Raw genomic sequence first — 13,027 nt, 5'->3', positions numbered from 1 at the left:
CAAAAGACTGTTACCGCGCGCGAACCACGTGCTTGATCTCCTGGAACGCCTGCAAACCCCAAGGCCCCAGCTCGCGGCCGATGCTGCTCTGCTTGTAGCCGCCCCAGGCGGTCTGCGGGAAGATCACTTGCGGTGCGTTGATCCACACCAGCCCGGCCTGCAAGGCATTGGCGACTCGTTCGGCGTTCTGCACATCGGCGCCGACCACACTGGCCACCAGGCCGAATTCGCTGTCGTTGGCCAACGCAATGGCCTCGGCCTCGCTGGCGAAACTGCGCACGCAGAGCACCGGGCCAAAGATCTCCTCACGCCACAGCGCACTGTCGAGGGGCACTTCGGTGAAGATCGTCGGCCGCACAAAAAAGCCGCGCGCACGGTCCGCCGGGCGCTCGCCACCGCATACCAACTTGGCCCCGACACTCAGCCCGCGATCGATATGGCCCAGCACGCGCTGGTATTGCGCCTGGTTGACCAGCGCACCCATCTCCACATCCGGATCGAAAGGGTCCGCCACCCGAATCGCCTCGGCCCGTGCCTTGAGGCGCAGGAGGAATTCGTCCGCCAGTTCGTCGGCCACCAGCACCCGGCTGGTGGCGGAGCACATCTGCCCGGCGTTGAAAAAACCGCCGCCGCAGGCCAGCTCCACCGCCAGTTCGAGATCGGCATCGGCCAGCACCAGCAGCGAAGATTTGCCACCCAGTTCCAGGCTCACGCCCTTGACCGTCTCCGCCGCGCGCTGCATGACCTGGACCCCGACCGCATTGCTGCCGGTGAAGGAAATCTTCGCCACCCGCGGATCGGCCGCCAGCGGCGCGCCCACCGCCAGGCCGGTGCCACAGACCAGGTTGAACACGCCCTTGGGCAAGCCGCTCCCGGCGATGATCGCCGCCAGCTCCAGTTCCGGCAGCGGCGTGACTTCCGAGGGCTTGAGCACCACGCTGCAACCGGCGGCCAGGGCCGGCGCAAGCTTCCAGGCGGTGGTGACCATCGGGAAGTTCCACGGCACGATCAGGCCGACCACGCCACAGGGCTCACGCCGCACACGGGCGCTGAAATCATCGCTGGGCAGCGGCACATCGCGGTCCTGGGCGGCGTCCAGGCCTTCGGCCAGCCCCGCGTAGTACTCGAAGGTGGCAATCACGTCATCGACGTCGATGGCCGCTTCGAATTGCGGCTTGCCATTGTTGCTCGACTGCAGGTGCATCAGGTGTTCACGACGCTCGGCGACACCGGCGGCGATCCGCCGCAACACCGCGCCACGCTCGGCGCCGCAGGTCGCGGCCCACTCGGCGAGCCCGGCCTGGGCGGCACTCACCGCCTGCTCGACGCTGTGTGGGTCGCCGCCACCGACCACGGCCAGTGGCTCTTCGGTAGACGGATTGATCACCGGCAACCGCTCGCTGCCGGCATGCCACTGGCCATCGATGTACAGGCCGTTCAACAGGCTTGTCGGGTTCATGCCTGCACCGCCCGCATCCAGCCGGCCTGGTCGATTTCGATCAGGGTCGGGCCCTGGCGATCGCTGGCCGCGCGCAACGCATCGCGCAATCCGTCGACGCTGTCGATGGACTCGGCGGCGCAGCCCAGGGCCTTGGCCACGCCGATGAAGTCCGGCGTGTAGATGTCCACGCCCACCGGCTCGATGTCGCGGTTGACCATGTATTTCTTGATCTCTTCATAGCCCTGGTTATTCCACAGCAGCACGATGATTGGTGTGCGCGCTTCCACCGCGCAGGCCAATTCCGACAGGGTGAACTGCAGGCCGCCGTCGCCGATCAGGCACGCCACCGGCCCCCGGGCGTTGCGTTCGGAAGCGCCACCGAGCCAGGCGCCGATCGCCGCCGGCAAGGCATAACCCAAGGTGCCGTAGCCGGTCGAGGAGTTGAACCAGCGGCGTGGACGCTCGGGGTTGAAGGCCAGGTTGCCGCTGTACACCGGCTGCGTGGAGTCGCCGACGATGACGATCTGCGGCAACTCCTGCAGGACGGTTTCGAGGAACAGGGTCTGCGCCCGGGTCGGCGCGTCCCACTGCTGCTCCAGTGCACTACGCAGGGCAGCGGCACGGGCCGCGCCCCAGGCGCTGTCGCGCTCGCTCAGCGGTTGTTTGCCCAGCTCGGCCAGCAAGGCTTCGGTTGCGCTGTGCGCGTCGGCCACCAGCGCCACTTTCGGCGGATAGTTGCGCACGGTCTGGTCAGGGTCGATGTCGATGCGCAGCAGGGCGCCAGGAATCTCGAAACCGCCGGCGAAAGTCACGTCGTAATCGGTTTCGGCCAGCTCGGTGCCGATGGCCAGGACCACGTCGGCATCGGCCACCAGGGCGCGGGTCGCCACCAGCGACTGGGTCGAACCGATCAGCAGCGGGTGCCGGGACGGCAGCATGCCCTTGGCATTGATGGTCAGGGCCACGGGCGCCTGGAGCCATTCGGCGAGGCGGGTCAGGGACGCGGCGGCATCGATCGCGCCACCGCCGGCGAGGATCAGCGGACGCCTGGCGCCCGCCAACAGCTGGCTCATCCGCGCGATGGCGGCGGGCGCGGCGCCGGCCCGGGCGATGCTCACCGGCTCGCTGTCGAGCAGGTCGTCGGCCTCCTCCACCAGCACGTCGAGAGGGATTTCGATGTGCACCGGGCGCGGGCGACCGGCCTGGAACAGGGCGAAGGCGCGGGCCAGCACCCCCGGCAGTTCCGCCGCGGACATCAGGGTATGGGAGAACGCCGCCACGCCGCCCACCAGGGCGCCCTGGTTCGGCAGTTCATGCAGCTTGCCGCGGCCGCCGCCGAGCTGGCTGCGCGATTGCACGCTGGAGATCACCAGCATCGGAATCGAGTCGGCATAGGCCTGGCCCATGGCGGTGGTGATGTTGGTCATGCCTGGGCCGGTGATGATGAAGCACACCCCCGGCTTGCCGCTGGTGCGGGCATAGCCGTCGGCCATGAAACCGGCGCCCTGCTCGTGGCGCGGCGTGACATGCCGGATGCTCGAACGGGCCAGGCCGCGATACAGCTCGACGGTATGCACCCCGGGAATGCCGAAGACCTGCTCGACGCCATAACCTTCGAGTAACTTGACCAACACTTCGCCGCACGTCGCCATGTCTTGCCCTTTTTGTTCGCTTGAGACGGTGTGCCTGGCTGGCCGCTGCATGGCCAGGCACGGGGAAGGCGTCATTGGAACGGGCCGCGTGTAGCGGGAACAATGGATAAAAAGTCATACTCGCCATGTCCTCACGTCATGCCTTGGCCCTTTATGAAACGCCTCCCGCCCCTACCCGCGCTGCACACCTTTCTGATCACCGCGCGCTGCTGCAACTTCACCCACGCGGCCGAGCAGCTGCATATCACCCAGGGTGCGGTGAGCCGGCAGATCGCCGGCCTGGAGAGTCACCTGGGTTATGCCTTGTTCCAGCGCCAGGCCCGCGGCCTGAGCCTGACGGCCGAAGGACGGGAATGGCTGCCACGGGTGGAACAGGTGTTCGGCCTGATCAGCGAGGGGGTGGAACAGGTCGGGGTGAACCGCGACACCCTGCAACTCAAGGCGTCCACCTGCGTGATGCGCTGGTTGTTGCCACGCCTGATGCAATGGCAGAAGGAGCGTCCGGACGTTCCCGTCCGGCTGACCACCACGGTGCAACACGGGGTGGACTTCAGCCGCGAGCAGTTCGACGCCGCGGTGATTTACGGTGCCCCGCCCCCTTCCACCCTCGGCGCCTATCACCTGTTCGACGAACAGCTGACGCCGGTGTGTTCACCTGCATTGCTCGAAGGGGCGATACCGCTCCAGACCCCGGCCGACCTGCAGCAACACATGCTGCTGCACCCGACCCTGGATACCCATGACTGGAATACCTGGCTGAAAGCCTCGGGGACGGCGCTGAACAACATCGGCAAGGGCCAGCATTTCGAAACCCTGGACCTGGCGATGTCGGTCGCCTCCCAGGGGACGGGAGTGGCCATTGGCGATTGGGCATTGATCGGCGAAGACCTGAGCGCCGGGCGGCTGGTCATGCCATTTGAACTGAAGGTCCGTACGGGGCTGGGTTATTACCTGGTGCACCCCGATCGCTCGGCACCGTCGCCGCAGTTGCGGGCGTTGCTGGACTGGCTGGTGGAACAGGCCCGGGCACGATAGCCCTGTAGCCCTGTAGCCGCTGGCGCAGCCTGCGATCGAGCGCGTAGCGGTCGTAATCCAGTCAACACGTTGTACCTGCAAAAACGCGGTGTCTGGTTTTACGACTGCTGCGCAGCCGATCGCAGCCTGCGGCAGCGGCTACAGGCTCAGTAGCCGACCGTGAAACGCTGGCGGGAATGCTTCGGTGTTTCCAGCTCATCGATCATGGCGATGGCGTAGTCGGCGAAGGTGATCCAGCTCTTGCCTTCGGCGCTCACCAGCAGATGGTCCTGGCCCAGGCGGAACTGCCCGCGGCGCTCGCCTTCGACGAACTCCGCCGATGGCGACAGGAAGGTCCAGTCCAGCTCTTGTTCCTGGCGCAGGGTATCGAGGAACACACTGCCGGCACTGGCTTCGGCCTTGTATTCGTCCGGAAAACCGGCGGCATCGATCACCCGGCTGCCGTCGGGCAGCAGCAACGAACCGGCACCGCCCACCACCAGCAGGCGTTTGACCCCAGCCTTTTTCACCGGCTCGATCACGGCCTTGGGCGCGATGGTGGAAAAGTGCGCCGCGCTGATCACCGCATCGTGACCGGCGATCGCCGCTTGCAACGCCGCGCCGTCCAGCACGTCGACCGCCTTGCTCACCACACCGGCGCGATTGCCGATTTTCGCCGGGTTACGGGCAATCGCGGTAACGCTGTGACCACGACGCAGGGCTTCTTCCAGCAGTTGGCTACCGGCACGGCCGGTGGCCCCAATGATTGCGATCTTGCTCATGACAGTTCTCCAGTTTCGACAAGTGATACAAAGCCATACAGGAAATGCCCCCGCGCCAGACGCGGGGACGGTCGAATCACCACTTCATTTCGCCCTTGGCGACCTTGGCGCTCAGCTCCAGGGAGCTGTCTTCGCCCAGGTCCGGGTAACGCTTTTTCATTGCCGCGATCAGTTCGGCGGAATCCTTGGCCTTGGCGGTCTCTTCATCGAAGGCCTTGATGTAGTCGGCGGTGAAATGCACAGGAGCCAGGGAGCGGGCGCTTTCGCCAAGGTAATGGCCGGGCACCACGGTCTGGGGTTTCAGCGCGGCGATGGTGTCCAGGGTGGTCAGCCAGTCCTTGTGGGATTGCGCGGTCTGGGTGTCGGCCATCCACACATGGATGTTTTCCGCGACCACCACGCCACCGACGACCGCCTTGATCGACGGGATCCAGACGAAGGTACGGTCAGGTTGCTTGCCGTCCAGGCCGATGATGTCCAGCTTCTGCCCTTCCAGGGTCAGGCTGTGGCCCTTGAGCACGCCCGGCACGATGGTCTTGGCCGGCACGTCGGCGCCCATTTTCGGGCCCCAGAATGCGAGCTTGCCGTCGACCGTGGCCTTGATGTGCTCGACGGTCGGCTGCGACGCCACGACCTTGGCCTTGGGGAAGGCCCGGGTGATGGTGTCCAGGCCGAAGTAGTAGTCCGGGTCACCGTGGCTGATGTAGATGGTGGTCAGTTGCTTGCCGCTGGCGCGGATCTTTTCCACCAACTGCTCGGCCTGGGATTTGCCGAACTGCGCATCCACCAGGATCGCTTCCTTCTTGCCGCTGACCAGCACCGAGGTCACCGGGAAGATCGCCGCGGCGCCCGGGTTGTACACATCCAGGCTCAGGGCCGGCTCGACGGCGGCGGCATGGGCGGCGAAACCCAGGGTAGCGGTCGCCAGCAGCAGGCGCTTGAGTGAGGTGAATCCGATCATGTGCAGCTCCGATGTCTGTCGGCCGTAAGTGGCCAGGGGTAGGCGATGGGGATGAAGCTTAGTTGCCGCACTCGTTACAAAAAATGCGATGCTTGGACATAGTTTGTTTCTGAAAGCGGGCAAATCATGGATCGTCTTCAAGCAATGCGCGTCTTCGTCACCGTGGTCGACCTTGGCAGCCAGTCGGCCGCCGCCGACCACCTGGACCTCTCGCGGCCGGTGGTTTCGCGCTATCTGGCGGAGCTGGAGGACTGGGTCGGCGCCCGGCTGATGCACCGCACCACCCGCAAGCTGAGCCTGACCGCGGCGGGCACGGAGATTCTGCCCCGCTGCCGGCAGATGCTCGAGTTGTCGACGGACATGCAGGCCGCCGTCAGCGAACCCGACGACGCGCCCCGCGGCTTGCTGCGCATCAGCGTCAGCACCTCGTTCGGCCAGGCCCAGCTGGCCGATGCCATGGCCACCTACGTCAAGCGTTACCCCGGCGTCAGCATCGACCTGCAGATGCTCGACCGCACGGTGAACCTGGTGGACGAGCGCATCGACCTGGCGATCCGCACCAGCAACGACCTGGACCCGAACCTGATCGCCCGGCGGCTGACGGTCTGCCGCTCGGTGATCTGCGCCTCCCCGGACTACCTGCGTGAGCACCCGGCGCCGCAACGCGTCGAGGAACTCAGCCAGCACAACTGCCTGACCCACTCCTATTTCGGCAAGAGCCTGTGGCATTTCGAGCAGGACGGCGAACAGGTTTCGGTACCGGTGCAGGGCAATATCAGCGCCAACGAAGCCAGCACCCTGTTGCGCGCGACCATGGTCGGGGCCGGCGTGGCCATGCTGCCCAGCTTCCTGGCCGGGGTGCATATCCACAGCGGCGAACTGGTGCGCCTGCTGCCCCACGCAGAGCCCCGGCAAATGAACATGTACGCGGTCTACGCCTCACGCAAACACATGCCGGCGGCCCTGCGCAGCATGCTGGATTTCCTGGTGCTGCGCTTCCCCGAGGAGCCGGAGTGGGACAAGGGCCTTTAAAGCCCGATAAGACCGCTGAATACCGCGTCAACACGCTGCCCGCGACCTGGCCGGCGGCCATGGCTGATCCCAATGGCTGATCTATGCTGATAACAGTACCCCCACACGCGCAGGGGTATTCGTTCAGAGGTGTTTGCCATGAACATCAAAACAAGAAGATACCTGGCCATTTTCGTCACCTGCACCGCGACCCTGGCGCTGTATGGAACAGCGGCCTATCGCGTCGAACAGGCCCGGCAACAGCCCCGTGTCTACGCCAGTTGCAACGTCGACCAGTGCATCCCGCATACCGCGACCCTCAACTCCCTGAAATGATGCAGGCGCGCGGCGTCACTGTTCGTGATCGGTCTTCAGCCGGTCGCGAAAAGCCTTGGGCGAGATCCCGACCCGGCGGCGGAACAGCCGGGTGAAGTTGGTGGGATCGGAAAACCCCAGGGTGTCGGAAATCTCGTAGATGGTCATGCTGGTGTAGGTCAGCAGGCGCTTGGCCTCCAGCAGCTGACGCTCATGCATGATCTGCAGGGCCGGCTGGCCCGCCAGTTCACGGCAGGTGCCATTGAGGTGGGAAACGGAAATCCCCAGCTTGTGCGCCAGGTCCTCGACCTTCACATGCTCGCGATAGTGGGCCTCCACCAGTTGGATATACCCATTGAAATACTCCCGTGCCCGCTGCGGTCGCTGGCTGGCGCTGCGGCGCCGGATCGCCTGGCGGCTGACCCACACCATGATCACGCTGACCAGGGAGTGCATGAGCATTTCCCGCGCCGGCTCACGCCCCTGGTACTCGTTTTGCAACGCGGCAAACAGGCTGTTCAGGTAGTCGCCGTCGGCGCCCGCCGGGTAGCTCTCGGCCACGGCCAGGGCATTTACCGAATGCCCCAGCTGGGCTTGCAGATGGGCCATCAAGGGCGCCGCCAGGGTCACCACATAACCGTCGATGTCTTCGGAAAAACGAAAGCCGTGCACCGACAGGGCCGGCAGGATCTGTAGCGCCGACTCTCCCAGCAGCGTGCGCTGGCCTTCGATCTCAAGCTCGGCCTGGCCGCGATGCACGAACAGCAACTGACAGAGATCGGCATGCCGATGCGGCTTGATTTCCCAATGGTGCTCGCGGCTGCGCTTGGAAATGGTTTCGCAGTGCAGCAGGTCCGGTGTCGGCCAATCCAGGCTTTCCCCATAGAGTTTGAACACCGGAATTGAAGGCAAGGCAGGCTTATTCATAACTGCAATCCAGGCCTCTGGGTGACGGGCGATAATCGCACCAATTGGTGAAATGAACAGGTATCGGCTCAGTTTTCACCTTCAACTGACAGCATCACAAGTGAAAAATGCAGGCACTCGAAACATAAAAATCAGTCAGCGAACCTGTTCGCGTGAAGCTTGCGAGTCATAAAAACAATGAAAACCCTGAAAACTCAAGTCGCCATCATTGGCGCCGGCCCCTCCGGACTCCTGCTTGGCCAACTGCTGCACAAGGCCGGCATCGATACCCTGATCCTCGAACGACAAACCCCGGATTACGTACTCGGGCGCATCCGCGCCGGGGTGCTGGAACAAGGCATGGTCGACCTGCTGCGCCAGGCCGGGGTCAGCCAGCGCATGGACGCCGAAGGGCTGGTGCACGGTGGCTTCGAACTGGCCCTCGACGGCCGTCGGGTGGCCATCGACCTGCACGCCCTCACTGGCGGCAAGAGCGTCACGATCTACGGCCAGACCGAAGTCACCCGCGACCTGATGCAGGCCCGCCAGGCCGTCGGCGCCCGGACCCTGTACCAGGCCGACAACGTGCGCCCTCACGACATGCACAGCGACCAGCCCTACCTGACCTTCGATTACCAGGGCGAACCCCATCGCCTGGACTGCGACTACATCGCCGGCTGCGACGGTTTCCACGGAGTCGCCCGGCAGTCGATCCCGGCCGACAAGCTCAAGGTGTTCGAACGCGTCTATCCGTTCGGCTGGCTCGGCATTCTCGCCGACACCCCACCGGTCCATGACGAACTGGTCTACGCCCGCCACGAACGCGGCTTTGCCCTGTGCAGCATGCGGTCGACCACCCGCACCCGCTACTACCTGCAAGTACCGGCAGAGGAAAATGTCGCCGACTGGTCCGATCAACGTTTCTGGGACGAGCTCAAGAAGCGCCTGCCCGAGGAGCTGGCCGAACGCCTGGTGACCGGGCCGTCGATCGAGAAAAGCATCGCGCCGCTGCGCAGCTTCGTGGTCGAGCCGATGCAATACGGGCGACTGTTCCTGGTCGGCGACGCCGCGCACATAGTGCCGCCCACCGGGGCCAAGGGCCTGAACCTGGCCGCCAGCGATGTCAGCACGCTGTTCAACATCCTGCTCAAGGTCTACCGCGAGCAGCGCACCGACCTGCTGCAGAAGTATTCGCAAATCTGCCTGCGGCGGATCTGGAAAGCCGAGCGTTTCTCCTGGTGGATGACCGCGATGCTGCACCGTTTCCCCGACTCCGACGACTTCAGCCAGCGCATCGCCGAGTCGGAGCTGGCGTACTTCGTCGACTCCGAGGCCGGGCGCAAAACCATCGCGGAAAATTACGTCGGCCTTCCTTACGAGGCTATCGAGTAGGAGCCTATCGAGTACACTGGCGAGCATTCCCGCTCGCCTTGCACCCTGCGGGTCAATCACTGCCCGCAGGTTATTTCGTGACCCATCCCAACCAGCCTGGCCAACCCCAATTGGCTCTTCGCAGCGTACTGATCGCCCTGATGCTGGCGATCTTCCTCGGCGCCCTGGACCAGACCATAGTCGCGGTCTCCATGCCCGCCATCTCCGCGCAATTCAAGGATGTCAGCCTGCTGGCCTGGGTGATTTCCGGCTACATGGTGGCCATGACCGTGTCGGTGCCGATCTACGGCAAGCTCGGCGACCTCTACGGGCGGCGCAAGCTGATGCTGTTCGGCATGGGCCTGTTCACCCTGGCGTCGCTGTTCTGCGGCATGGCGCAGAACATGGAACAGCTGGTGCTGGCACGGATCTTCCAGGGCATCGGCGCCGGCGGGATGATTTCGGTCAGCCAGGCGATCATCGGCGACATCGTGCCGCCCCGCGAGCGCGGGCGCTACCAGGGCTATTTCAGCAGCATGTACGCGGCGGCCAGCGTCGCCGGCCCGGTGCTCGGTGGCTACATGACCGAATACCTGTCCTGGCGCTGGGTGTTCCTGATCAACCTGCCCCTGGGCCTGGGCGCCTGGCTGGTGGCCCGGCGCAACCTGCGCGGGCTGCCGATTCCGCAGCGCAAACCGATCATCGACTACCTCGGCACGCTGCTGATGATCATCGGCCTGACGGCCCTGCTGCTGGCGATCACCCATTTCGGCCAGGGTCACGCCTGGCGCAGCAGCGAAGTGCTGGGCCTGCTGGTATGTGCCGTCGTCGCCCTGGCCCTGTTCGCCTGGCATGAACGGCGCACGCAAGAGCCGCTGCTGCCCATGCACCTGTTCGCCAATCGCAACGCCATGTTGTGCTGGTGCACGGTGTTCTTCACCAGCTTCCAGGCCATCTCGCTGACGGTGCTGATGCCGTTGCGCTTTCAGAGCGTCACCGGCGCCGGTGCCGACAGCGCCGCCTTGCACCTGCTGCCGCTGGCCATCGGCCTGCCGATGGGCGCCTACTTCGCCGGGCGCATGACCTCGGTGACCGGCCGCTACAAGCCGATGATCCTCGGTGGCGCCCTGCTGATGCCGCTGACCGTTCTCGGCATGGCCTTCAGCCCGCCCCAGGCGGTGCTACTGAGCAGTGTGTTCATGTTGTTCAGCGGGATTGCCTCCGGCATGCAGTTCCCGACGTCGCTGGTGGGCAGCCAGAACTCGGTGGAACAACGGGACATCGGGGTCGCCACCAGCACCACCAACCTGTTCCGCTCCCTGGGCGGTGCGGTAGGCGTGGCCTTGATGTCGGCGCTGTTGCTGGCGCTGCTGCAGGATTCCAGCTTCGCCCGGTTGAGCGGCTCGGCGCTGATCGGCGAAGGCCACTCGGGCAATGTACTGCTCGACGGCCTGAACGCCGCGCCGGGTCCGGAACAGGGAGCCTTGCGGGCTGAGTTGCTGCTGACCTTCAAACACTTGCTGATGGTCAGTGCGGCGGTGTCGTTGCTCGGCTTGGCGGCGGCGCTGGCCATGCCCAACGCGCTGCTGCGCGGGCGCGAAGACAAGGTCAAATAACGGCATCGCCAGCCAGCTCTGCTACAGGCGAGCTGGCTGGCGACCGACCGTCACGGGCTGTAGTACCCCACCGCCACCAGGAAGTGCCCGACCTTGCGCAGGTAGGCGTGCTTGTCTTCCACCTTGGCCGTCACCGGGTTCTTCCAGCGGTACTCATACTCGCCCTGATCCTGGGTGGCCATCAGCGCCAGGATCGGCTCACCCACCGGTTTGCCGTCCGGGTCCTTGACCTTGCCGAAGTCGGTATTGATCAGCCGCAGATTGGTGCCGTGGGCCACGTAGCGCTGGTTGTCCAGGTCAACCACGAACACATACAGATCGTCCTGCAGGAAGCCGCCCTTGAGCGAGTTGATCGCCGTCAGCGTGCCCTTTTCGTCCTTGACCAGTTCGGTCGCCGCCTTGTCCAGCAAGGCTTTGGCCTGCTCGGCGGAAGCCCGTGGCAGGTAATAGCCGACCGCCAGGATCCGCTCGCCGACCCGCTGGTAATACACATGCTTGCGCTCGACCTTGCCGTCGGCCCAGTTCTGCCAGCGGTATTCGGCTTGCTGGATGCCATTGCCCTCGGGAATCTTCAGCGCGTCCTTGAAGGCCTTTTGCAGATCCGGCCCGAGCACCTCGGAAACATCGCGGCCGATCAGCGCCGACGACGGCCCGCCACTGGCCAGCATCACCCCCTGGGTGTCGACCACAAACACATAACGGTCCTTGTCGACGAACTCGCCCTGGCGGCTGAACGCGGCGAAGGCCTTGTCACCGTGGTCGTGGTAATAGGCCAGGGCCTTCTCCAGCAGGGCCTTGGCCGCCGTGGCATCGTCCGCCGCCTGGACCTGGCTGGCGCAGAACATCAGCAACCCTCCCAGCACCGTGGCTCTAAGCAATCCCCTCATTGCGCATCCCTCGTTCTTGTTGGTGTTTCAAGAGCGTAGACGGCTGCGGGATATGGTCGAGTATTCAGCGAAGCAGGGAGGCGAAGAGGCAAACCGCGACCTTCCCACGCCACGCGCGGGAAGGTCGCCAGGGTCAGGGACGGGTATTGAGCTGCTGCTGCAGATTCTGGATCTGGCTCTGCAGGGTATTGATGTTGCGAGTGACCTGGCCGCGGAAAGCGTCGAACTCGGCGGTGTTGGTGCCGCCCTGGGCCGCGGCGGGACGATTGTCCTGCTGGCTCTTGAGCACGATGATGTCCTGCTCCAGACGCTCGATGGCGGCGCTCGGGTTGCCCTGTTTCTTCAAGGCGGCGATCTCGGCGTTCAGGCTCTTGAACTGGGCATCGACCTTGCTGGTGTCGGCAGGCGCGCTTTTCAGGGCGGCCAGTTCGCTGCCCAAGGTTTTCACCTGTGCCTGCAACTGGGTATTGGCCGCCTGCTGCTCGGTGGCTTGCGCGGTCATCTGGGCCAGGCGCTTGTCCAGGTCCGTGGCCTGCCCGGCCACGCCTTGCTGCTGCTTGCCCTGGTCCTGCAGGCGGCTTTCCAGCTGCTTGATCTGCAACTTCAAAGCTTCGCTGTCGCTGTTGACGCTGGACTGGCTGGCCACCACCTTGCCGGAAATATCCTGCAGGCGCCCCGCCGCTTCTTCGCTGATGCGGGCGAAACTTTCCTGGGTAGCGACCAGTTGCTGCTCCATCAGCGAGATCTGCTGGAAGCTCCACCAGGCCAGGCCGATAAAGGCGAAGAACAAGGCGCCGACCAGCGCCCAGAGCGGCCCGGCACTCGGTGCCTTGACCTTGGCTGCCGGCACGCTGCGCGAATGCACCGAAGTACGCGCGCGGCCCGCGGCGGTGGTCGGGAAATCATCGTCGAGGGTATCGGCACGCAGGCTTGGAACATCGTCGAAGTCGTCGTTGGCATCGTTACGCATGGGGCAACCTTTCTAAAACCGCGGTGATAGCTGAATGCGGCGAGTATAAACCGCTAACCCGCCGCCCTGATCGACCCTGAACCCCGAACTCGGTTCAGTGT

General features: G+C 64.8%; 12 protein-coding genes. 5 read left to right on the top strand and 7 right to left on the bottom strand.

What is annotated here, in order from left to right; translation table 11 throughout:
- Window positions 1-10: 10 nt before the first annotated feature.
- Window positions 11-1,459 carry an aldehyde dehydrogenase family protein gene (locus BMY68_RS11300; protein ID WP_085532129.1) on the bottom strand — a complete coding sequence of 483 codons (1,449 nt, stop codon included), beginning with the start codon at window positions 1,457-1,459 and terminating at the stop codon, window positions 11-13.
- Window positions 1,456-3,093: a 5-guanidino-2-oxopentanoate decarboxylase gene (locus BMY68_RS11295; RefSeq protein ID WP_085532131.1), complete on the bottom strand. Its 1,638-nt coding sequence runs from the start codon at window positions 3,091-3,093 to the stop codon at window positions 1,456-1,458. Before BMY68_RS11295 ends, BMY68_RS11300 begins: the two co-directional genes overlap by 4 nt.
- 153 nt (window positions 3,094-3,246) lie before the next feature.
- Between BMY68_RS11295 and BMY68_RS11290 the strand changes: the two genes are divergently transcribed.
- The gene (locus BMY68_RS11290) at window positions 3,247-4,128 is read left to right on the top strand and encodes a LysR substrate-binding domain-containing protein (RefSeq protein ID WP_062826249.1); all 882 of its coding nucleotides are present in this window, start codon (window positions 3,247-3,249) and stop codon (window positions 4,126-4,128) included.
- 146 nt (window positions 4,129-4,274) lie between these two features.
- Here the strand turns inward: BMY68_RS11290 and BMY68_RS11285 are convergent, their stop codons facing one another.
- Together BMY68_RS11285 and BMY68_RS11280 are read right to left on the bottom strand one after the other, a co-directional pair.
- Window positions 4,275-4,889 carry an NAD(P)-dependent oxidoreductase gene (locus BMY68_RS11285; protein WP_009045330.1) on the bottom strand — a complete coding sequence of 205 codons (615 nt, stop codon included), beginning with the start codon at window positions 4,887-4,889 and terminating at the stop codon, window positions 4,275-4,277.
- A gap of 76 nt (window positions 4,890-4,965) precedes the next feature.
- Complete coding sequence (locus BMY68_RS11280; protein ID WP_085532133.1) at window positions 4,966-5,850, bottom strand: MBL fold metallo-hydrolase; 885 nt, start codon at window positions 5,848-5,850, stop codon at window positions 4,966-4,968.
- A 126-nt stretch (window positions 5,851-5,976) separates the two neighbouring features.
- Here BMY68_RS11280 and BMY68_RS11275 point away from each other — a divergent pair, with 126 nt between their 5' ends.
- Together BMY68_RS11275 and BMY68_RS29875 are read left to right on the top strand one after the other, a co-directional pair.
- Window positions 5,977-6,882, top strand: coding sequence for a LysR family transcriptional regulator (locus BMY68_RS11275; RefSeq protein ID WP_009045331.1), 906 nt, complete (start codon window positions 5,977-5,979; stop codon window positions 6,880-6,882).
- 138 nt (window positions 6,883-7,020) lie between these two features.
- Window positions 7,021-7,197 carry a hypothetical protein gene (locus BMY68_RS29875; protein WP_009045332.1) on the top strand — a complete coding sequence of 59 codons (177 nt, stop codon included), beginning with the start codon at window positions 7,021-7,023 and terminating at the stop codon, window positions 7,195-7,197.
- A 15-nt stretch (window positions 7,198-7,212) separates the two neighbouring features.
- Here the strand turns inward: BMY68_RS29875 and BMY68_RS11270 are convergent, their stop codons facing one another.
- Window positions 7,213-8,103, bottom strand: coding sequence for a helix-turn-helix domain-containing protein (locus tag BMY68_RS11270; protein ID WP_085532135.1), 891 nt, complete (start codon window positions 8,101-8,103; stop codon window positions 7,213-7,215).
- A gap of 186 nt (window positions 8,104-8,289) precedes the next feature.
- On the opposite strand from BMY68_RS11270, the gene pobA reads away from it, so the two are divergent.
- Both pobA and BMY68_RS11260 read left to right on the top strand, forming a co-directional pair.
- Window positions 8,290-9,474 carry a 4-hydroxybenzoate 3-monooxygenase gene (gene pobA / locus BMY68_RS11265; protein WP_175510584.1) on the top strand — a complete coding sequence of 395 codons (1,185 nt, stop codon included), beginning with the start codon at window positions 8,290-8,292 and terminating at the stop codon, window positions 9,472-9,474.
- A gap of 77 nt (window positions 9,475-9,551) precedes the next feature.
- Window positions 9,552-11,069 (top strand): MDR family MFS transporter, encoded by a 1,518-nt coding sequence (locus BMY68_RS11260; RefSeq protein WP_085532137.1) that lies wholly within the window; start codon window positions 9,552-9,554, stop codon window positions 11,067-11,069.
- Between the two features lie 50 nt (window positions 11,070-11,119).
- Here BMY68_RS11260 and BMY68_RS11255 read toward each other — a convergent pair whose 3' ends face one another.
- Window positions 11,120-11,956, bottom strand: a complete 837-nt coding sequence (locus BMY68_RS11255; RefSeq protein ID WP_062824803.1) for a cache domain-containing protein — start codon at window positions 11,954-11,956, stop codon at window positions 11,120-11,122.
- Between the two features lie 133 nt (window positions 11,957-12,089).
- Window positions 12,090-12,926, bottom strand: coding sequence for an ATPase (locus tag BMY68_RS11250; RefSeq protein WP_085532139.1), 837 nt, complete (start codon window positions 12,924-12,926; stop codon window positions 12,090-12,092).
- Window positions 12,927-13,027 lie beyond the last annotated feature (101 nt).

The sequence above is a fragment of the Pseudomonas sp. NFACC41-3 genome (assembly GCF_900109505.1).
Taxonomy (GTDB): Bacteria; Pseudomonadota; Gammaproteobacteria; order Pseudomonadales; family Pseudomonadaceae; genus Aquipseudomonas; species Aquipseudomonas chlororaphis.
This window is presented reverse-complemented; position numbering and strand designations above follow the sequence as displayed.